This is a genomic window from Bradyrhizobium nanningense (assembly GCF_004114535.1).
GTDB classification, from domain to species: Bacteria; Pseudomonadota; Alphaproteobacteria; order Rhizobiales; family Xanthobacteraceae; genus Bradyrhizobium; species Bradyrhizobium nanningense.
This window is the reverse complement of sequence record NZ_LBJC01000031.1, coordinates 311,768-330,039: the sequence shown is the minus strand read 5'-3', so window position 1 is coordinate 330,039 and position 18,272 is coordinate 311,768. Positions and strand designations below refer to the sequence as shown.

Annotated in this window: 17 protein-coding genes; 10 read left to right on the top strand and 7 right to left on the bottom strand. The window is 65.3% G+C overall.

The genetic code is table 11. The features are described 5' to 3' along the window. The coding region (locus XH84_RS40995; protein WP_245471869.1) for a LysR family transcriptional regulator at positions 1 to 259 on the bottom strand (259 nt) is incomplete at its 3' end. A 124-nt stretch (positions 260 to 383) separates the two neighbouring features. On the opposite strand from XH84_RS40995, the gene XH84_RS27585 reads away from it, so the two are divergent. The 9 genes from XH84_RS27585 to XH84_RS27545 all read left to right on the top strand — a co-directional run bounded on the left by XH84_RS27585 (position 384) and on the right by XH84_RS27545 (position 10,132). Continuing rightward, positions 384 to 1,805, top strand: coding sequence for an amidase (locus XH84_RS27585; RefSeq protein ID WP_164936650.1), 1,422 nt, complete (start codon positions 384 to 386; stop codon positions 1,803 to 1,805). Between the two features lie 99 nt (positions 1,806 to 1,904). After that, the gene (locus XH84_RS27580; protein WP_128922621.1) at positions 1,905 to 2,855 is read left to right on the top strand and encodes an ABC transporter permease; all 951 of its coding nucleotides are present in this window, start codon (positions 1,905 to 1,907) and stop codon (positions 2,853 to 2,855) included. Next, positions 2,852 to 3,739 (top strand): ABC transporter permease, encoded by an 888-nt coding sequence (locus XH84_RS27575; RefSeq protein ID WP_128922620.1) that lies wholly within the window; start codon positions 2,852 to 2,854, stop codon positions 3,737 to 3,739. Before XH84_RS27580 ends, XH84_RS27575 begins: the two co-directional genes overlap by 4 nt. A gap of 2 nt (positions 3,740 to 3,741) precedes the next feature. Beyond that, positions 3,742 to 4,755, top strand: a complete 1,014-nt coding sequence (locus XH84_RS27570; RefSeq protein WP_164936649.1) for an ABC transporter ATP-binding protein — start codon at positions 3,742 to 3,744, stop codon at positions 4,753 to 4,755. Beyond that, on the top strand, positions 4,752 to 5,756 hold the full coding sequence (locus tag XH84_RS27565; protein ID WP_128922618.1) for an ABC transporter ATP-binding protein: 1,005 nt from the start codon (positions 4,752 to 4,754) through the stop codon (positions 5,754 to 5,756). The genes XH84_RS27570 and XH84_RS27565 overlap by 4 nt, the downstream gene beginning before the upstream one ends. 56 nt (positions 5,757 to 5,812) lie before the next feature. Next, positions 5,813 to 7,306, top strand: a complete 1,494-nt coding sequence (locus XH84_RS27560; RefSeq protein ID WP_128922617.1) for an ABC transporter substrate-binding protein — start codon at positions 5,813 to 5,815, stop codon at positions 7,304 to 7,306. Between the two features lie 418 nt (positions 7,307 to 7,724). Then, on the top strand, positions 7,725 to 8,930 hold the full coding sequence (locus XH84_RS27555; protein WP_128922616.1) for a calcium-binding protein: 1,206 nt from the start codon (positions 7,725 to 7,727) through the stop codon (positions 8,928 to 8,930). A gap of 126 nt (positions 8,931 to 9,056) precedes the next feature. Beyond that, a complete protein-coding gene (locus XH84_RS27550) occupies positions 9,057 to 9,275 on the top strand; it encodes a hypothetical protein (protein ID WP_128922615.1) in 219 nt (72 codons plus the stop codon). Further along, complete coding sequence (locus XH84_RS27545; protein ID WP_128922614.1) at positions 9,272 to 10,132, top strand: L,D-transpeptidase; 861 nt, start codon at positions 9,272 to 9,274, stop codon at positions 10,130 to 10,132. The genes XH84_RS27550 and XH84_RS27545 overlap by 4 nt, the downstream gene beginning before the upstream one ends. 67 nt (positions 10,133 to 10,199) lie before the next feature. On the opposite strand, the gene XH84_RS27540 is transcribed toward XH84_RS27545, so the two are convergent. Both XH84_RS27540 and XH84_RS27535 read right to left on the bottom strand, forming a co-directional pair. After that, positions 10,200 to 10,826, bottom strand: coding sequence for an alpha/beta hydrolase (locus XH84_RS27540; RefSeq protein ID WP_128922613.1), 627 nt, complete (start codon positions 10,824 to 10,826; stop codon positions 10,200 to 10,202). After that, complete coding sequence (locus XH84_RS27535; RefSeq protein ID WP_128922612.1) at positions 10,823 to 11,761, bottom strand: ring-cleaving dioxygenase; 939 nt, start codon at positions 11,759 to 11,761, stop codon at positions 10,823 to 10,825. The genes XH84_RS27540 and XH84_RS27535 overlap by 4 nt, the downstream gene beginning before the upstream one ends. A gap of 129 nt (positions 11,762 to 11,890) precedes the next feature. Between XH84_RS27535 and XH84_RS27530 the strand changes: the two genes are divergently transcribed. Then, positions 11,891 to 12,790 (top strand): LysR family transcriptional regulator, encoded by a 900-nt coding sequence (locus XH84_RS27530; protein WP_164936648.1) that lies wholly within the window; start codon positions 11,891 to 11,893, stop codon positions 12,788 to 12,790. Between the two features lie 63 nt (positions 12,791 to 12,853). Here XH84_RS27530 and XH84_RS27525 read toward each other — a convergent pair whose 3' ends face one another. The 4 genes from XH84_RS27525 to bluB form a co-directional block, all read right to left on the bottom strand. Next, positions 12,854 to 13,735 carry an alpha/beta fold hydrolase gene (locus XH84_RS27525; RefSeq protein WP_128922687.1) on the bottom strand — a complete coding sequence of 294 codons (882 nt, stop codon included), beginning with the start codon at positions 13,733 to 13,735 and terminating at the stop codon, positions 12,854 to 12,856. A 54-nt stretch (positions 13,736 to 13,789) separates the two neighbouring features. Next, positions 13,790 to 16,486: a hybrid sensor histidine kinase/response regulator gene (locus tag XH84_RS27520; protein ID WP_128922611.1), complete on the bottom strand. Its 2,697-nt coding sequence runs from the start codon at positions 16,484 to 16,486 to the stop codon at positions 13,790 to 13,792. Then, positions 16,483 to 17,514, bottom strand: a complete 1,032-nt coding sequence (locus XH84_RS27515) for an ABC transporter substrate-binding protein (RefSeq protein WP_128922610.1) — start codon at positions 17,512 to 17,514, stop codon at positions 16,483 to 16,485. Before XH84_RS27515 ends, XH84_RS27520 begins: the two co-directional genes overlap by 4 nt. 123 nt (positions 17,515 to 17,637) lie before the next feature. Next, complete coding sequence (gene bluB / locus XH84_RS27510; protein WP_128922609.1) at positions 17,638 to 18,270, bottom strand: 5,6-dimethylbenzimidazole synthase; 633 nt, start codon at positions 18,268 to 18,270, stop codon at positions 17,638 to 17,640. Positions 18,271 to 18,272 lie beyond the last annotated feature (2 nt).

Genomic DNA, 18,272 nt, shown 5'->3' with positions numbered 1-18,272 from the left:
CGGCGACCGCGCGCGCGGCTTCGGCGCCGTCGGCCGCCAGCGCCAGCGCCTCGCTCGCGCGCGTCAGCAGCGCCTGGCCTGCCTCGGTCAGGTCCATGCCACGGGTGCCGCGGCGGAACAGCGGCGCGCCGATTTCGGCCTCGAGCTTGCGGATCTGGACGGACAGCGGAGGCTGCGCCATCCGCAGCCGCTCGGCGGCCCTGCCGAGGCTGCGCGTTTCGGCGACGGCGACGAAATAGCGGAGCCGGCGAAGATCCATTGACATACCGAAAACGTATGGGTTGGCCACCAAAATCGTATTGGACGGCGAGTTAACAAAACTGTCATTCTCGCTGTCAATGTCTTCGGGCCAACGGCGGCCCGCTTCGGAGCGTGATGTGGCGATGAACGGCGATCCCTGTCTCCTGTCCGCAACCGAACTGCGCGGCCTCATTGCCGCAAAGAAGATTTCGCCGGTCGAGATCGTCCGTGCCGTGCTCGCGCGCGCCGAGGCGCTCCAGCCCGAGTTGAACTGTTTCATCACGCTCTGTGGCGACGAGGCGATGGCGCAGGCCCGCGCGGCCGAGCGCAAGGTGATGGCCGGTGAGCCGCTTGGCCTGCTGCACGGCATCCCGGTCACCGTCAAGGACATCGTCAACACCAAAGGCGTCAAGACCACCTTCGGCGCCGTTCCCTACAAGGACAATGTGCCGAGCGAGGATGCCGTGGCGGTGGCGCGGCTGCGCAGCGAAGGTGCGATCCTGATCGGCAAGACCACGACGCCGGAATTCGGCAGCAAGTGCCTGACGGATTCTCCGCTGTTCGGTCGTACCCGCAATGCGTGGGACGCGTGCCGCTCCTCCGGCGGCTCCAGCGGCGGCGCGGCGGTTGCAATTGCCAGCGGCATCGCGCCGCTTGCGATTGCGACAGACGGCGGCGGCTCGACGCGGATTCCCGCCGCCTGCAATGGCGTGGTGGGTTTGAAGCAGAGCAACGGAATCATCCCGCACAGCCAGGCGCTGGACGTCTTCGGCAACCAGACCTACGTCACGCCGACCACCCGCACCGTCGCCGACACCGCGCTTATGATGCAGGCGATGGCAGGGGAGGATGCTTGCGATCCCTGGTCGATTGGCGTGCCCGTGCCGGACTTCATCGGCACCGCCGCCCCGCGTGGCGACCTGCGCGGGCAGAGAATCCTGTACTGCCTGACGCCGCCGGGCCGGCCGGTATCGGTCGAAGTCGCCGCCAATTTCAGGGCGAGCCTCGACCGGCTGGCGGGACTTGGCGCCGAGCTCGAGGAATTCTCGGGCGAGGGTTTCGACATCGAGCCGATCTGGCGCGCCATCAACCACACCGTCTGGCGCACGCGCTTTGCCAAGCTCGCCGCCGAGCACAAGGACGTGCTGAGCGAGGCCTTCCTCAAGCAGCTCGCACTCGCCACCGAGGTCAGCGGCGTCGACTACCAGGAGGCGATGTTCGCGCGCACCGCGCTGTTCCGCCATGTGCAATCGCTGCTGGCGCGCGGGCACCTGCTGGCGATGCCGACCCTCACGCGGACCGCACTGCCGATCGGCCAGGACCTGTTCGGCACCATCGAGATCGATGGCCGGCATTTCGACAGCGTCCGGCCGCACTGGTTCCCCTGGACCATGCCGTTCAACATGACCGGCCATCCCGCTGTCAGCCTGCCCTCCGGCTTCGGCCGTGACGGCTTGCCGATCGGACTGCAGCTTGTCGGCCGCTTCCGCGCTGATGCGGGACTGCTGCGCGTGAGCGCATTGTTCGAGGCGTCCAGCGATCTTCTGTCCCGCTGGCCGGCTTGAGGGGATGGGCATGGCGCAAAGGGCTTCTCAGCAAAGGGCTTGCCTCCGGCGCCCGGACATGTTGATCGTGCCGCAAGTGAGCTTTGAGCCCGAGCGCGCATGAGCGTATTTGTCCTCCGACGTCTGTTGACCCTGCTGGCGACGCTGGTCGGCGCATCGCTGATCATCTTCCTCGTCCTCGATGCGCTTCCCGGCAATGCCGCGCAGATGCTGATGGGTGCGGATGCCTCGCCGGATGCGGTGCGCGCGCTCACAGTCAAGCTCGGGCTCGACCAGCCGCTGGCGGTTCGCTATCTGCAGTGGATCAAGGGCCTCCTCGTCGGCGATCTCGGTAACTCCTATGTCTACGGCACGCCGGTCGCCAGCCTGATCGCGGAGCGGCTGCTGCTGACCGTTCCACTCGCGATCATGGCCATGGCGATCACAGTGACGCTGGCGCTTTCCGCCGGCATCTACACCGCCGCCAATCACAACAAGCTCGGCGACGTCGGCGTGATGTCGCTGACGCAAATCGGCATCGCGCTGCCGAATTTCTGGTTTGCGATCCTGCTGGTTCTCCTGTTCTCGGTGCGGCTGCAATGGCTCTCGGCGGGCGGCTTTGCCGGCTGGGAGGACGGCATCTGGCTCGGCGTGAAGTCGCTGCTGCTGCCGGCAATTTCGCTCGCGGTCGTGCAGGCCGCGATCCTCGCGCGCGTCACGCGTTCGGCCGTGCTGGAAGTGCTGCGCGAAGATTTCGTCCGCACAGCACGCGCCAAAGGACTCGGCAAGCGCGAGGTGCTGTGGAGTCACGTGCTGCGCAACGCCATGATCCCCGTGATGACGGTGATGGGGCTGCAATTCGCCAATCTGCTGGCCGGCACCATCGTGATCGAGAACGTGTTCTATTTGCCGGGCCTCGGCCGCCTGATCTTCCAGTCGATCGCCAATCGCGACCTGATCGTGGTGCGCAATTGCGTGATGCTGCTCGCGACCATGGTCGTCATCGTCAATTTCGTGGTCGACGTGCTCTACGCCTTCATCGATCCCCGCATCAAGGTCCACGACCTGTGAGCGAGCCCCTGATCATCGATGCGCCGCTCGCACCGCGCCCGCTGCCGGCGCGGACGTTCTGGCGGCGCGCGCTACGCCATCGCAGCTTCGTGCTCGGCGGCGCGCTGAGCCTGCTGGTGCTCCTCTCCGCGCTGCTGTCGCTGGTGTGGACGCCATGGTCGCCCTACGACATCGACATCGCCTCGAAGCTGCGGCCGCCGTCGGCGGCGCATTGGCTCGGCACCGATTCCTTCGGCCGCGACATCGTCTCGCTGCTGCTCGCCGGCGCCCGCTCCACCATCATGGTCGGAATCATCGCCGTCAGCATCGGTCTCACCTTCGGCGTCACGCTCGGCCTGGTCGCCTCTGCACGGCGCGGCTGGACCGAGGAGATCATCATGCGCTTCTCCGACTTCACCTTCGCGTTTCCGGCCGTGCTCTCCGCGATCATGCTCGCCGCGGTGGTGGGGCCGGGCATGGTGACCTCGATCGTCGCGATTGGCATCTTCCAGATCCCGACGCTGACCCGGCTGACGCGCGGCTCGGCCAACGCGATCTGGGCGCGCGAATTCGTGCTGGCCGCGCGCGCCGCGGGGAAAGGGAAATTCCGCATCACCATTGAGCACGTGCTGCCGAACATCCTGTCGATCCTGATCGTGCAGGTCACTATCCAGTTTGCGCTCGCCATACTTGCCGAAGCGGCGCTGTCCTATCTCGGCCTCGGCACGCAGCCGCCGCAGCCATCCTGGGGGCGGATGTTGAACGATGCGCAGACGCTGCTGTTCCAATCGCCGATGCTCGCGGTCTATCCGGGCGCGGCGATCGCAATCGCGGTGCTCGGCCTCAATCTGCTCGGCGACGGATTGCGCGACCTGCTCGATCCAAGATTGGCGCGGGAGCGATGACGATGGCTGAGCGCTCCGACATGCCGCTGATCGAGGTTGAGAATCTCGGCGTCCGCCTCAACACCAGTCGCGGGCCGGCGCAGGCCGTGCGCGGCGTCAGCTTCGCGCTGAAGCGCGGCGAGACGCTGGGACTGGTCGGGGAGTCCGGTTGCGGCAAGTCGGTCACCGCGATGTCCCTGATGGGGCTACTACCCGATAGCGCAATGGTCACCGGCAGCATCAAGCTCGACGGCAACGAGCTCGCCGGGCTTGCGGATGCGGACTACTGCCGCCTGCGCGGCAACCGCATCAGCATGATCTTCCAGGAGCCGATGACCGCGCTCAATCCGATGCACACCATCGGCAACCAGGTCGCCGAGCCACTGCGGCGTCACAAGAAATATTCGGCGTCTCAGGCGCGGAAAGAAGCGATCGCCTTGCTCGATCGCGTCGGGCTGCCTGATCCCGCGCGGCGGGTCGACGCCTATCCGCACCAGTTTTCCGGTGGCCAGCGTCAGCGCATCACCATCGCAATGGCGCTCGCCTGCGAGCCGGACCTCCTGATCGCGGACGAGCCGACCACCGCGCTCGACGTCACCATCCAGGGGCAGATCCTCGACCTCATTGCTGATCTCGTCGAGGAGCGCGGCATGTCGATGATCCTGATCTCGCACGATCTCGGCGTCATCGCCGAGAACGTGCAGCGCATGATGGTGATGTACGGCGGCGCCGTCGTCGAGAGCGGGCCGACCGAGGAAGTCTTCCGCCGCATGGGCCATCCCTACACGCAGGGCCTGTTCCGCGCCCGGCCGAAGCTTGGCGCGCGCAAGGGGACGCGGCTGAAGACGATATCGGGCACCGTGCCGGAGCTGGCCGATCTGCCTTCGGGCTGCACCTTCTCCGAGCGATGTCCGCTGGTGATCGATGCGTGCCGCGCCGCAGTGCCGCCGATGGTGGAGGTCGGACCTCGCCATGGCGTGCGCTGCATCAGGACTGATGTCTCGATGGCAGAACGCGTCGGAGCGCTGACCGCATGACCGTCGCACCGCTTCTGGACGTGAAGGATCTCGAGCAGCGCTACGCCCTGCCGCGGGAAAGCCTGTTTCGTCCGCCGGGGCAGGTGCGTGCGCTCAATGGGGTGAGCGTGCAGGTTGCCGCGGGCAAGAGCCTCGGCGTCGTCGGCGAATCCGGTTCGGGCAAGTCGACCTTCGCGCGGCTGGTGATGGCGCTAGAGCGGCCGACGTCGGGACAGGTCGCGCTGCTTGGGCGCGATCTCAACCGCATCCCCGCGGATGAATTGCGCCGCGCCCGGCGCGATTTCCAGATGGTGTTCCAGGATCCCTACGGCTCGCTCGATCCGCGCCAGACCATCGCCCGCATCGTCGCCGAGCCACTCACCGTGCTGGAGGGGGCCGATCGCACGACGTTCCGCGACCGCGTCGCCGCAGTGCTGCGCCAGGTGGGCTTGCGCGATGCGGACATGGACAAATATCCGCACGAATTCTCCGGCGGCCAGCGCCAGCGCATCGCCATTGCCCGCGCGCTGATCACCCAGCCCAAGCTGATCGTCGCCGACGAGCCGGTCTCCGCGCTCGACGTCTCCGTGCAGGCCCAGGTGCTGAACCTGATGCAGGATCTCCAGGAGCAGTTCGGCCTCAGCTACATCCTGATCAGCCATGACCTCGCAGTCGTCGACTATCTCTGCGACGAGGTCGCGGTGATGTATCTCGGCCGCATCGTCGAGCAGGGCCGCCCCGAAGATCTGTTCGAGCATTGCGCCCATCCCTATACGCGGGCGCTGCTGGAGGCCGTGCCGCGGGCGCGTGCCGGCGGCGGTCGCCGGCGGCGTGGGGGCCAGGCGATCGCCTCGCAATCGGCGGCGGCGGTCGGATGCCCCTATGTCGCGCGCTGTCCGCTCGCCGAGCAGCATTGCCGCGAGGCCCTGCCTGAGTTACGCAAGGTCGGCGAGGGACAACTTGCCGCCTGCCACAGGGCGGAGGCCGTGATGGCGTTGCCGCAGGCCGCCATGGAAGGTTAGTGTCCGGAGCCGGATTGGCGTAGGCTTAAGAACAGAACAGGGCCGGGGAGTTGCGCATGTTGAGGAAATTATCGATCGTCGCCTTTGCCGCCGCGCTCGTCGCGGCACCTTTGCCCGTGCTGGCGCAGAGCAAGAAGGACAGTGTCGTCATGGCGATGACGCTGGAGCCGCCGGGGCTCGATCCCACCAATGCCGCCGCCGCCGCGATCGCCGAGGTCACGCTCTACAACATCTATGAGACTCTGACCAAGATCAACGAGGACGGCTCGGTCTCGCCGCTGCTGGCGGAGAGCTGGACCGCTTCGCCTGATCTGAAGACCTATACGTTCAAGCTGCGCAAGGGCGTCAAATTCCACAATGGCGAGCCGTTCGATTCCGCGGCGGTGAAGTTCTCGTTCGAGCGCAACGCGGCGCCGACCAGCACCAACAAGGACAAGAGCCTGTTCCAGGCGTTCGAGAAGGTCGACGCGCCCGACGCCGACACCGTCGCGATCACGGTGAAATATTCCGAGCCGAACCTGCCGTTCCTGCTGGGGCAGGCGAGCGGCTCGATCGTCGAGCCGAAGAGCGCGGCGACCAACGTCACGCAGCCGGTTGGGACTGGACCCTATCAGTTAGGGGCCTGGGCCAAGGGGTCCTCGATCACGCTGACCAAATGGGCCGGCTACCGCAACGCCTCGGCGATCAAGCTCTCGAAGGTCACGATCCGCTTCATCTCCGATCCGGCCGCGCAGGCTGCGGCGCTGCTGTCGGGCGACGTGGATGCATTTCCGCGCATCGCGACTCGCGTCGTTGCTCAGTTCAAGTCCGACCCACGCTTCACGGTGCTGATCGGCGGATCCAGGGCCAAGACCATCGTCGCGATCAATCATCGCAAGAAGCCGCTCGATGATGTCCGCGTCCGCCGTGCCATCCTCGCTGCGATCGACCGCAAGGCATTGATCGACGGCGCGGTCGAAGGGTTCGGCACCCCGATCGGCAGCTTCTACACGCCTGGATCGCTCGGCTATGTCGACACGACCGGCATCAATCCCTACGATCCCGAGAAGGCCAAGAAGCTGCTCACTGAAGCCGGCGTCACCACGCCGATCGAGCTGTCGCTGAAGCTGCCGCCGCCGCCCTATGCGCGGCAGGGCGGCGAGATCGTCGCGGCCCAGCTCGCCAAGGTCGGCATCGTCGCCAAGATCGAGAATGTCGAATGGGCGCAGTGGTTGTCGCAGGTGTTCGCGCCCAATGGCCCGCACAATTTCGACCTCACCATCGTCAGCCACGTCGAGCCGTTCGACCTCGTCAAGGTCACCGAGCCGGACTACTATCTCGGCTACAACAACGAGAAGTTCAACGCGCTCTACAAGGAGATCGTGTCGACGCCGGAGGAAGCCGCTCGCGCCAAGCTTCTCGGTGACGCCCAGCGCATGCTGGCCACCGACGCCGTCTCCGCCTACCTGTTCCAGCCGCAATGGCCCACTGTCATCAACAAGAAGCTGAAGGGCGTCTGGAAGGAAGTCCCGCAGTTCGAGAACGATTTCTCGGCGTGGGCCTGGGAATAGGAACGATCGATCAATTCGAGCGCATCGGTTCAATGTTGGCCTCTCCTCATCGGGGAGAGGCCAATCGTTTGTCAGGTCCAAAACAAAAACCTGAAAAACAACCCCATGCACAGTAGCCGGGCGTAGTCATTTCAAGGACTTGCGCGTTGCGTCGCTCAATGGTCGACGGCGGCGCCGGGATGTTGATGCGTCGGGCAAAACACCGGCAATCTATCATCATCGCGTCGGTCATCGCCGTGTAAGGGGATCGTAGCGGAGTTCCATACGCACAATCAAACTCTCTCCCGAATTCCTGCAAATCTCTGCCATCGACCAAAGGTAGATTCGCTCCCGGTGAAGCGTGGTCAACAACGCGTCTTGCAAAAAAGCATTCTGCAGGCGTCAGGCCCGCTTCCGACAATGAAATGGGAGTTACGCCATGCAGCATCTGCCGAACGACACCATCGACGTCCTGCTCGACCAGTTTGGTCAAATCGAAACCATCTACGGCGATCCGAACTTCCCGACCACCGCGGACGCCTGGGGCGGCAACGACACCGTGACGGCAACCATCACCCAGCCCGAAGCAGAGGTCACGATCTTCGGCGAGGACAATACGACCTTGCACGGCCAGTCCCACGGGGGCAACGACACGCTCACGGTCAACTTCAACTACGGCTGGAACGCGGCCCTCGTGGTCGGCGATGCCCAGGCCATGACCGACGACGCCAGCGGCGGCAACGACACGATCAGCGTCGAGGACGATTCGCTGTACACCAACGCTCATGCATTCGGCGACGTCGCTGGCGACATGTCGGGCGATTCACACGGCGGCAGCGACGTCATCACCGGCGCGGTGGGCTGGCGGAGCTACGATAATGTGTACGCCGGAGATGCCGGTGGTTCCATGAGCGGCACGGCGCAGGGCGGCAATGACACGCTCGATGTCAGTCTGAATACCATGGAGGGCTTAGCGCAGGCCAGCGGCGACGCCATCGGCTCCATCAGCGGCGATGCACGTGGCGGCAACGACAACATAACCTTCACGTTCGGCACCAACATCGTCTACACTTTCGGAGCTGGGTACGGAGATTCGGCGACCTCACTGACCGACAATGCCCAAGGGGGCGATGACATTCTCACGCTGAAGGCCGATAGCCCCGATACCCTCCAGCTTACGCACCCAACGCTCTACGGCGATGCTCCGACCATGTCCGGCAATGCCCAGGGTGGTAACGACGTTCTCACCGGCGGGACAACCGGTGACTTCCTGTATGGCGACGCGAAGGTCTATGACCCCGCGACGCCGGGCTCGATCGCCGGCGGCAGGGATATCCTCAATGGCGGCGCTGGCGATGACCAGCTCGCGGGCGGGGGGAACAGCGACATCTTCGTCTTCAATACCGGCTCCGGCAACGACCTCATCACCGACTTCGATCAAGGCAACAAGGCGGTCGGCAGCACCGTGACGGAGCACGATCTGATCAACGTGCACGACTACGGGTTTGCGGACTGGGCGGCGCTGTCGAGCCTGATCAGCGACAATGCCGCCGGCGACGCCGTGATCCATCTGTCGGCGAGCGATACCATCACGCTCGACGGCGTCCAGGCGGCGAACCTGCATTCGACCGACTTCCTGATCTGAGCGAGTTGCTTTGGGCGCAACGACCTCGCCCCGCCAGCAGCGGGGCGAGACACCTTCGCCGCTCAGCAGCACGACCAATTCCCCGCTTGGACGTCCGCTTCTGACCGGGGGCCGAAAGAGCGGAACGTGTCCGCCCCGCCGGGCGATTCAGACTCGCTCCGCGATGAGAAGCGCGTCGTCCCGTCGCAGCCGAAATATCAGGCGATATTCACCATTTCTACGCTGCCGAAAAGGAATTCGGCGTTAACCATCCCTAACGGTTTCAATCTGAACGAAATCGCTTCGAAGTTTCTTAAATTTTGCCGGGTTACCTCTTCGGGCATGGTGACCTGGGGTAAGATATGAGTAAGCGGGCCAAACGTAGGAAGGCGGAGACGCTCGCCATGCCGATGGCCGCGAGAGTTGCACTCGGCGCCGTGGCCGTTGCCGCGTTGGGGTACGGGTTGCTGTCTGGCCCGGCGAGCGTGCCACCCGCGCGGAAGCCGTCCGCACCTCAAGCCCAGGCATCGTCAAGTCCGGTTTACGTGGCACCTCCGGTTCATGCATCGGCGCCGCCTCCGGCTCCAGTTCCGGCCCCGGCGCCTCTGGTTGAACCACCGAAAGCCGCTGAGGGCCCCGGCGCTCTTGTCCGACAAGTGGTTGATTATGCCAGCCGCCAGGCGCCGGGCACCGTGATCATCGATACCAAGAACACATTCCTCTATTTCGTCCTGAACGACACGCAGGCGATGCGCTACGGCATCGGTGTCGGCCGCGAAGGTTTCGCATGGTCCGGTGAGCAGACTGTGGCCCGCAAAGCAGAATGGCCGGATTGGCATCCGCCCGCGGAGATGATTGGGCGTCAGCCTTATCTGCCGCGGTTCATGGCAGGCGGTCCCGGCAACCCGCTTGGCGCCCGGGCGATGTATCTCGGCGAGACCGAATATCGAATTCACGGCACAAATAACCCCGATACGATCGGGAAGCGGGTTTCGTCTGGCTGTATCCGGCTGACGAATGACGACGTCACGGACCTTTATGAACGGGTGAAAGTCGGAGCGAAGGTGATCGTGCTTCCGGCAAATGCCGCCCGTCGACCATCGCAGGGAGCGCCGTCCGACGCCGCTTTCCGCTTGCCGGATCCGGCATCGTCGCCGAAGCGGCCCTTGGCGGCCAACGCGCAGATGCTGTCATCTGGACCGAAGATTGCCGAGGTCCAGTAGCTTAGTTCTTGGTCCGTAACTGAGGCAAGGCGGCGGCGCATCGTTCGGAAATGATGCGCCGCTCCACTCATGCGGCTTTCGCCTCGACATTGCCGATCCAGTCGCGGGCGAGCGTCACGTCGGCTTGCGACAATTGATGGCCCGCCGGCAGGACCCTGTGGGTCACGCTCGCGCCTGCTTGCGAGAGCAGGGTCGCAAGCCGGGCCGAATTGCCGGCCGGCACGATCGGATCGCCTTGCCCGGACAACAGCAGGACCGGCTTGGTTGCAAGATCGGCCGTTGGCGGATCCGACAGCGGCACCATGGCACGTAGCAGGATCGCGCCCGCAAGCACCTCCGGCTCCAGCAGCAACAGCGCCGCCGCGATGTTGGCGCCATTGGAGAAGCCGACCGCGACCGGCGCGGCGATGCCGTAGCGCTGCCGCGCATCCGCGACGAAGTCGCCGAGCTCGCGTGCGCGCCGGCGCACATCCTCCTCGTCGAACACGCCTTCGGCCAGCCGGCGGAAGAAACGCGGCATGCCGTGCTCGAGCACGCGGCCGCGCGGCGAGAGCAGGGCGGAGCCGGGCGAGATCATCTTGCCGAGCCCGAGCAGGTCGTTCTCGTCGCCGCCGGTGCCGTGCAGCAGCAGCAGCGGAGGGGAGCCCGCGCTCGTCGCGGGCTCAAAACGATGGATGAATGAACTCTCGGTCATGACACGCTCTCTTCCAGGTTCGGCAACACGCCCACGATCTGCTCGCGCTGCGCTTCGAGGAATCTCGGCAGCTTCAGCTCGCGACCCAGCGTCGCGACGGGCTCGTCGACGGCAAAGCCGGGAATGTCGGTCGCGATCTCGAACAGCACGCCGCCGGGTTCGCGGAAGTAGATCGAGCGGAAGTAGTTGCGGTCCCTCTGCTCGGTCGGATGCAGGCCGTGATTGCTGATGAGCCTCTCGGCCATCTTGGCCTGCTCGGCGTCATCGGCCGCGCGGAAGGCGATGTGGTGCACCGAGCCGCCGCCCTGATGGCCGCGCAGAAAACCCTTGGCCTCGTAGATGTCGACGACGCTGCCCTCCACATCGCCCGGCGCCTTGAAGCGGATCACGGAGCCTTCGCGCCCCGTCTCCTTGAAACCGAACACGTCGGTGAGGACGGCGGCCGTCTTCGCCGCGCTGTCGAGCAGCAAGGTTACGCCGTGGAAGCCGCGGATCGCATGCTCGGCCGGCACGTCGCCATTGCTCCAGCCGGGCTCGCCCTCGGCGCCGGGGATGCCGACCAGCGCAAGCGCCATGCCGTCAGGATCGGTGAACGGCAGCACGGATTCGCCAAAGCGCTTCTCGAGCGCCTCATAGGCAATGCCCTTCTCGGTGAAGCGCTGGGTCCAATAACTGAGCGAGCGCTGCGGCACGCGGAAGGCGGTCTGATGGGTCTCGCCGACGCCGCGGCGTCCGGGCGACACGCCAGCCCAGGGGAAGAAGGTCAGGATGGTGCCGGGCCGACCGGTCTCGTCGCCATAGTAGAAATGATAGGTGCCGGGATCGTCGAAATTGACCGTCTTCTTGACGAAGCGCAGGCCGAGATCGCGGGTGTAGAAGCCGAAATTGCGGATGGGATCGCCGGCAATCGCGGTGACGTGGTGCAGTCCTGACATTGTCGTCCTCCAAACTTCGGGGAGCGGTCTTGCTCTGGACGGAAATATTGTTCAGCTTTGGATTGGAGACAATCCATGCAAATATGACGGCTATGTCTACGATTTGGAAACAATCGGCGGAAGCAGACCTTGGATAAGCTCGGCAGCCTCCGGGCGTTCGTGAAAGTGGTCGAGAGCGGCAGCTTTGCGGAAGCCGGCCGGCAGCTGCGGCTGTCGCGCTCGGCGATCAGCAAATACATCGCCGACCTCGAGGAGAGCCTCGGCGTCCAGCTTTTGAACCGGACCACGCGGCACGCGAGCCCGACCGAGAATGGCCAGCGTTATTTCGAGCGCGCGCTCGTCATCCTCTCGGAGGTCGAGGCGGCCGACCAGGCGGTAACGCAAGCCCAGTCGGCGCCGCGCGGCCTGCTCCGCGTCAACGCGCCGATGTCGTTCGGCACCCTACGGCTCGGGCCCGTGCTGGCCGATTTCATGACGCGCTATCCGGAGCTCCAGCTCCAGATCGTGCTCAGCGACGATCTGCTCGATCCCGTCCAGGACGGTTTTGACGTGACCTTGCGGATCGCGGAATTGGAATCGTCGAGCCTGATCGCGCGAAAAATCATGCCGGTATCGCGCATGATCTGCGCTTCGTCCGATTATCTCGCGCGTCACGGCACGCCAAAACATCCGCAGGATCTGCGCGAGCATGTGTCGCTGACCTACGGCTTCCTGCTCACCGGCAACCAGTGGAAGCTCACCGGCACCGACGGCGATCACTGGATCCAGCCGGCCTGGTCGCTGTGCGTCAACAATGCCGAGGTGCTGCGCGACGTCGCGATCAAGGGCAGGGGGCTGGCGCTGCTGCCGGAGTTCATCGCGGCTGATGCTTTAAGGAAGGGCGAGCTGCGCGCAGTGCTGCAAGACTATTCTGCGCCGCCGCTCGCGCTTTATGCGGTCTATCCGCCGACGCGGCATTTGTCGGTGAAGGTGCGGCTGTTCATCGATTTTTTGGTGGAGCGGTTTGGGCGGGAGGAGGAGGCAGGCTGACGCGCCACAGGTGGCGCGCCAAGGGAAAAGCCGGGCCGAGACATTTCAGCCCGGCTCGCCGTCCTATTTCTTGCCGTCGAGAAACTGGCGCACCGCCTTGATCGTCGCCGCCGGATCCTCCTCCATCAGCCAGTGCCCGGCACCCGGGATGACGACCTCGGTGACATCAGTCGCGGCATTGCGCATCACGACCGCCTCCGTCGCGCCAAAGGATTTCTCCCCGCCGACGGCGAGCACGGGCATGGTCAGCTTGGTCGCGATCGCCTTCTTGTTGTCCTCGGCGTCGGTGCGGATCGACCTGAACTGGGCGAATGCCGCGTGCATCGCGCCCGGCCGCGCATAGAGCTCTGCATAATGGCGGCGTGTCGCTTCCGTGACCTTTGATGGCGTGCCCGCGAAGTCATCCCAGAAGCGGTCGAGGTAGATGCGCTCGCGGCCCTTGACCAGCCGTTCCATGTCGGGCCCCCCGAGATCAAAATGCCAAAGCTGCGGACTGCGAACGACCTCGTCCCATGGCGGCACCCCGGGCACCGGCGCATCCATGACGACCAGCTTCTCGGTCAGGTCGCGATACCGGGCCGCGTAGGCATAGGCCACCATGGTTCCGATGTCGTGTCCGACGACGGCGGCCTTTTCGATGCCGAGTGACTGCAAAACGGCACGCATGTCGGCCGCCTGAGTCCACTTGTCGTAGCCATTATCGGGCTTGCCTGACAGGCCCATGCCGCGGAGATCGGGCACGACCACGGTGTGATCGCGCGCGAGGTCAGCGCCGAGCTTGACCCACATGTCGCCGGTATCGCCGAAGCCATGGATCAGGATCACGGCCGGACCTTGGCCGCCGACGCGAACATGAATCTGTGTGCCATTGGCCGCGACGGTTCTGGTTCTAAAGCCGGAAGGGAATTGTTCGACCTCGGCGCGCGCGGCAGGAGCGAACAGCATGAGAAGAATGGCGAGGCATTTTGCGCGCACCGGCGTCTCCGATCATCTTGTACTTCAGTCAGCGACCGTACGATGTTCGGCTGGCCGGAGCAATTCGTCCAACGCGCTCATCGAGGCCTTCTGAAGCGTGGCGAGCTCGCGTGCAGCGTCCTGGCGCTCGGGCGGGGACATTGAGCTCGCTGCCAGCTCGACTTCGCGGCAGCGCTCGAACAGCCGGACGAGGCCAAGCGCGCTCGCCGCGCTGCCGAGCTGGTGCGCCGATCGGGCGAGCCGCTTGTGGTCGCCGAGCTCTGCCGCCTTGCCGATGTCCGAGATCAGCCTGTCGCCGGTCTCCTGGAGCAGATGATGGAGCTTTGCGATCTGCGTCGGGCCAAGGAGTTCTTTCTGGTCGTCGAGGAAAGGGCGATCAATCAACGCGCCCGCGGCGAGCTGCGCTGCTGCTGGCTCGACTTCCGGATCGTCCTCGATCGCCTCGCGCAGCGCGTTGATCAGGATCGGCTTGCTGACGATCCTGGCGATGCCTGCGTCCGCGAGCCGCTCGCGCGCGCTGGACGACACGTCGGCCGTCACGGCGATGATGCGCGGCGTGCTTGGCAGGCCGAGCTTGCCGATTCGCGACGCGGCCTCCACACCGTCCATGTCGGGCATGTGCAGATCCATCAGGATGGCGTCGAATGAATGATTGCGGGCGAGCTCGACGGCCGATGCACCGTTCCTGGCGATCGTGGGATGATGGCCGAGCCGGTTCAGGATCGCCTCTCCGACTTCGCAATTGACGGGATCGTCGTCGACCAAGAGCACGCGAAGCGGCCGCGACGGCGGCGGAAGCTTGCCTTGCGCGACGCCGCTCGCGGCCAGGCTCAGCGGCACCTCCAAGACAAACGTGCTGCCCGCGCCCGGCGTGCTCGCAACCGTCAACTCGCCGCGCATCAGCCGCGTGAGGCGCCGCGCGATCGCAAGGCCGAGGCCGGTGCCGCCGAACCGCCGCGCGATGCTGTCGTCCGCCTGCACGAAATCCTCGAAGATCCGCTCGTGCATGTCGGGGGCGATGCCGATGCCGGTGTCGCGAACGGTGATGCGCAGCAGGACATGATCGTCGTGCCGCTCAGCGGCCGCGTTCACGGCGATCCCGCCTGATGGCGTGAACTTGATGGCGTTGCCGATGAGGTTGAGCAGGATGCGATTGAGCCTGACGGGGTCGCCGTGCACCGAGGTATTGACCGTCGCATCGCAGGCGAGGTCGAAAGTCAGCCCCTTGGCGAAGGCCTGCGGACGCATCAGATCGGCGGTTGTCCCGATCAGCTGGTCGAGGCGGAAGTCGCGTGTTTCCAGCGTTTCGGTGCTGGCCTCAAGGCGGGCATATTCCAGGACGGCGTCAACCAGCGCGATCAGCGTTTCGCCCGACGCGGCTGCGGTCGCGAGGTGGCGCCGCTGCGCCTCGCCGAGATTGCCGTCATCGAGCAGCTGCAGCACGCCCATGACTCCGTTCAGCGGGGTGCGCAGCTCGTGGCTGACGACGGCGAGGAAGCGCGATTTGGTCTCGTTGGCCGCCACCGCCGCGCTGCGCGCGCGCTCGGCGGCATCGTGCTCGGCAAGGGCGTGATCGCGCGCCTTCTCCAGCTCGGAGGTGCGCTCGATCACCTTGCGTTCGAGCGTCGCGTAGGAGTCGCGCAGGTGCGCCGCCATCCGGTTGAATTGGTCGCCGAGCGCTTCCAGCTCGTCGCCGGTCTTGATCGCGAGCCGCAGGCCGAGATCGCCGCTCCCGATCCGCCGCGCGCCCTGGGTCAGGAGCTGGATCGGCCCCGTCATGCGCCGGCTGAGAAAGAGCGAGACCAGCACCGCACCGACCAAGAGGACGACGAGGAGGAAGGCCGAACGGCCGATCGATGCGTAGATCGGCGCATAGGCTTCGCTGAGCGGCAGCTCGACGAACACCAGCCAGCCGAGCGAGGGGACCGTCGCATAGGTCGACAGCACGCACTGGCCGGTCAGATCCGCCTTGACCAATCCGCCCGAGGGCGGCCCCACGCCATCGAGCGCGGCGCGCACGTCCGCATGGCCCGAGAGATCGCTGCGCTGCAGTGCCCGCCACAAATCCGGATGCGCGATCAAGACGCCCATGCGATCGACCACGTAGGCCTTGCCGGTGGTGCCGACCCTGATCCCGGTGACGAGGTCCCAGATGAAACGCAGATTGACCTCGGCGACGATCACATTCGGATTGCGGCCGGTGCCGCGCGTGGCGAGCGTCATGAATGGCTCGGTGTCGGCGAAGAAGTAGACCGGCCCGTAATAGGCGCGGCTTTCGTTGGCACCGCGAAAGGCGGGCGAGGCGGACAGGTCGGCCTTGCTGCCGATCTTATCCGCCACACGGCGGGACACGCGCACCTGCTCGAGTCCTTGCGAGTCGAGCTCGGCGATTTCCGCGATGGGCGGCGAAAGACGCAGGAGACGGATGGCGTTCAGGCGCTGGTCTTCGTTGGTCGACAATTCCGGCGGCAGGCGCGACAGCCATCTGATCTGGCTCTCGATCTGGCCGACGAACTGGCCGATCTGGATCGCCGCGGACGCTGCCTGCTCGCGCTGGGTTGCCGCCAGAAGCTGCTTCTGCTCGCGATAGGAGAACCAGACGTCAAAGCCGGTGTTGATGGCGAGCGCGGCAAAGGCGAGGGCGAGGATCGAGTAGAGATATTTGCGGAACAGCCGCCCGGGAGGCGTCCGCAGAGGTCCCTGGTCGACTGTCTCGTTCACTCGCGGATCTCGTCGGTGCGCGCGAGCAGCGTGAACGGGATGGTCAATCCCAGCAAGCGAGCGACCGTACGGTTGATCAGGAGCTCGTATTTCCGCGGCGATTGCACCGGAAGATCACCGGCCTTGGTGCCGCGCAGGATGAGATCGACGTAATCGGCCGAGCGCACCTCCAACGTCGGCCCGTAGCTCATCAACCCGCCGGCATCCATGAAGTAATGGAACGGATAGATCGTGGGCACGCGATACTTGGCCGCCGCAGCGACGACCGTCTGCCGGTTGACGACGAGGAAGCTGTCGACCAGCGCGATCATCGCCGCCTTGGGCGGTTCGGAGAAGCGCCTGACGGCGTCGTCGATGTCCGCCGGCACATGGACGGGGGCGGGGAGGACGGACACTCCGGACTCGGCCGCCTGTTGCTCGATCGAGTCGAGGAAGAAGCGCCCCGCCCGAGGTGTGGTCGCCGGATTGAACAGGACACCGATGCGGGTAAGGTCGGGCACGGCCTCCCGGATCAGTTGCAGCCATTTGCCGCCCATCTCGGCGGTGCTGTTGGTGAAGCCGGTCACGTTGCCGCCGGGATGGGCAAGGCTTTCGACGAAGCCATTGCCGACGGGATCGTTGGCGGTCGCAAAGACGATCGGAATGGTCTTGGTGGCGGCAAGGACCGCTGCGGTTTCGATGGTCGATCCCGTCAGGATCACATCCGGCTTGAGCTCGAGCAGTTCCTGAATGGCCGCCTTCAGCCTGTCCGGTGCGCCGAAGCTTGAACGCAGCTCGAGGCGGAAGTTGACGCCCTCGACCCAGCCGCGCTGCCTCAAGCCGACGACGAGGCCGCCGAGGCGAGAGGTCGCGCTGTCGATCATGCTCCGCCTCGTCAGCTCGTCGTCGAGCGGCAATGCGGTCAACGATGCGACGATCCGCATGCGATCCGACGTTGCGCCGAGCGCGATCCATCCCGCGGCGGTCGCTCCTGCAAGACGAATGAAGTCGCGGCGATCGACCGCGAGAGCGGAAGGCCGTTCGGTCATGGAATGCTTTGCATGATGGCTTGCCCCGGCTCGGATGCTTAGCGCGATCGGCCAGCGTCCACAATTGATCAAAAAATGCACGTGTGAATGTTCATTCGCAGCGTTTGGCAGCCACTCTCCCAGCTAACGCCGCAGCGTGAACTCATCCGCCCGGCGCCGATGCTCCCATTTCGCTTGCTCGAGCTCGGGCCGGTCGCATTCGCCTTCCGGATAGCCGATGCAGAGATAGGCGATGAACTTCCAGGTCTCGGGTACGTCGAGAATGGCGTGCACGCGATCCGGATTGAGGATCGACACCCAGCCGAGACCGATGTCTTCCGCGCGTGCGGCGAGCCACATCGCGGTGATCGCGGCAACCACGGAATATTCCGTGGTCTCCGGCATGGTCGCGCGGCCGAGACCGTGGCCGATGTCGCTGGTCTTGTCGGCGAACACGGCGAGATGGCCGGGCGCCTGTTCGAGGCCCGACAATTTCAGCGTGGCGTAGCGCGCTGCGCGCTCGCCGGAATAGCAGCTCAGCGCATCGGCGTTGCACGCCCTGAAATCGTCGATCACGGCGCGGCGGCGCACGGCATCGTCGACGATGACGAAGCGCCAGGGCTGGCTGAGGCCGACCGAGGGCGAAAGGCAGGCGGTCTCGATCAACCGATCGATGGCCCCCTCCGGTAGCGGATCGCTGCGAAAGCGGCGCACGTCGCGGCGCCACACGAACAGCTCGTGCAATTGCCGGCGGAAGGTGTCGTCGAACTCGACCATCG

Bases quoted from the DNA above. Each gene is read 5' to 3' on its own strand.
- XH84_RS27555 (WP_128922616.1), top strand. From the start codon at position 7,725: ATGCAGCATCTGCCGAACGACACCATCGACGTCCTGCTCGACCAGTTT.
- XH84_RS27580 (WP_128922621.1), top strand. From the start codon at position 1,905: ATGAGCGTATTTGTCCTCCGACGTCTGTTGACCCTGCTGGCGACGCTG.
- XH84_RS27585 (WP_164936650.1), top strand. From the start codon at position 384: ATGAACGGCGATCCCTGTCTCCTGTCCGCAACCGAACTGCGCGGCCTC.
- XH84_RS27535 (WP_128922612.1), bottom strand. From the start codon at position 11,761: ATGTCAGGACTGCACCACGTCACCGCGATTGCCGGCGATCCCATCCGC.
- XH84_RS27525 (WP_128922687.1), bottom strand. From the start codon at position 13,735: ATGCTGTTCGCTCCTGCCGCGCGCGCCGAGGTCGAACAATTCCCTTCC.
- XH84_RS27560 (WP_128922617.1), top strand. From the start codon at position 5,813: ATGTTGAGGAAATTATCGATCGTCGCCTTTGCCGCCGCGCTCGTCGCG.
- XH84_RS27540 (WP_128922613.1), bottom strand. From the start codon at position 10,826: ATGACCGAGAGTTCATTCATCCATCGTTTTGAGCCCGCGACGAGCGCG.
- XH84_RS27565 (WP_128922618.1), top strand. From the start codon at position 4,752: ATGACCGTCGCACCGCTTCTGGACGTGAAGGATCTCGAGCAGCGCTAC.
- XH84_RS27570 (WP_164936649.1), top strand. From the start codon at position 3,742: ATGGCTGAGCGCTCCGACATGCCGCTGATCGAGGTTGAGAATCTCGGC.
- bluB (WP_128922609.1), bottom strand. From the start codon at position 18,270: ATGGTCGAGTTCGACGACACCTTCCGCCGGCAATTGCACGAGCTGTTC.
- XH84_RS27545 (WP_128922614.1), top strand. From the start codon at position 9,272: ATGAGTAAGCGGGCCAAACGTAGGAAGGCGGAGACGCTCGCCATGCCG.
- XH84_RS27515 (WP_128922610.1), bottom strand. From the start codon at position 17,514: ATGACCGAACGGCCTTCCGCTCTCGCGGTCGATCGCCGCGACTTCATT.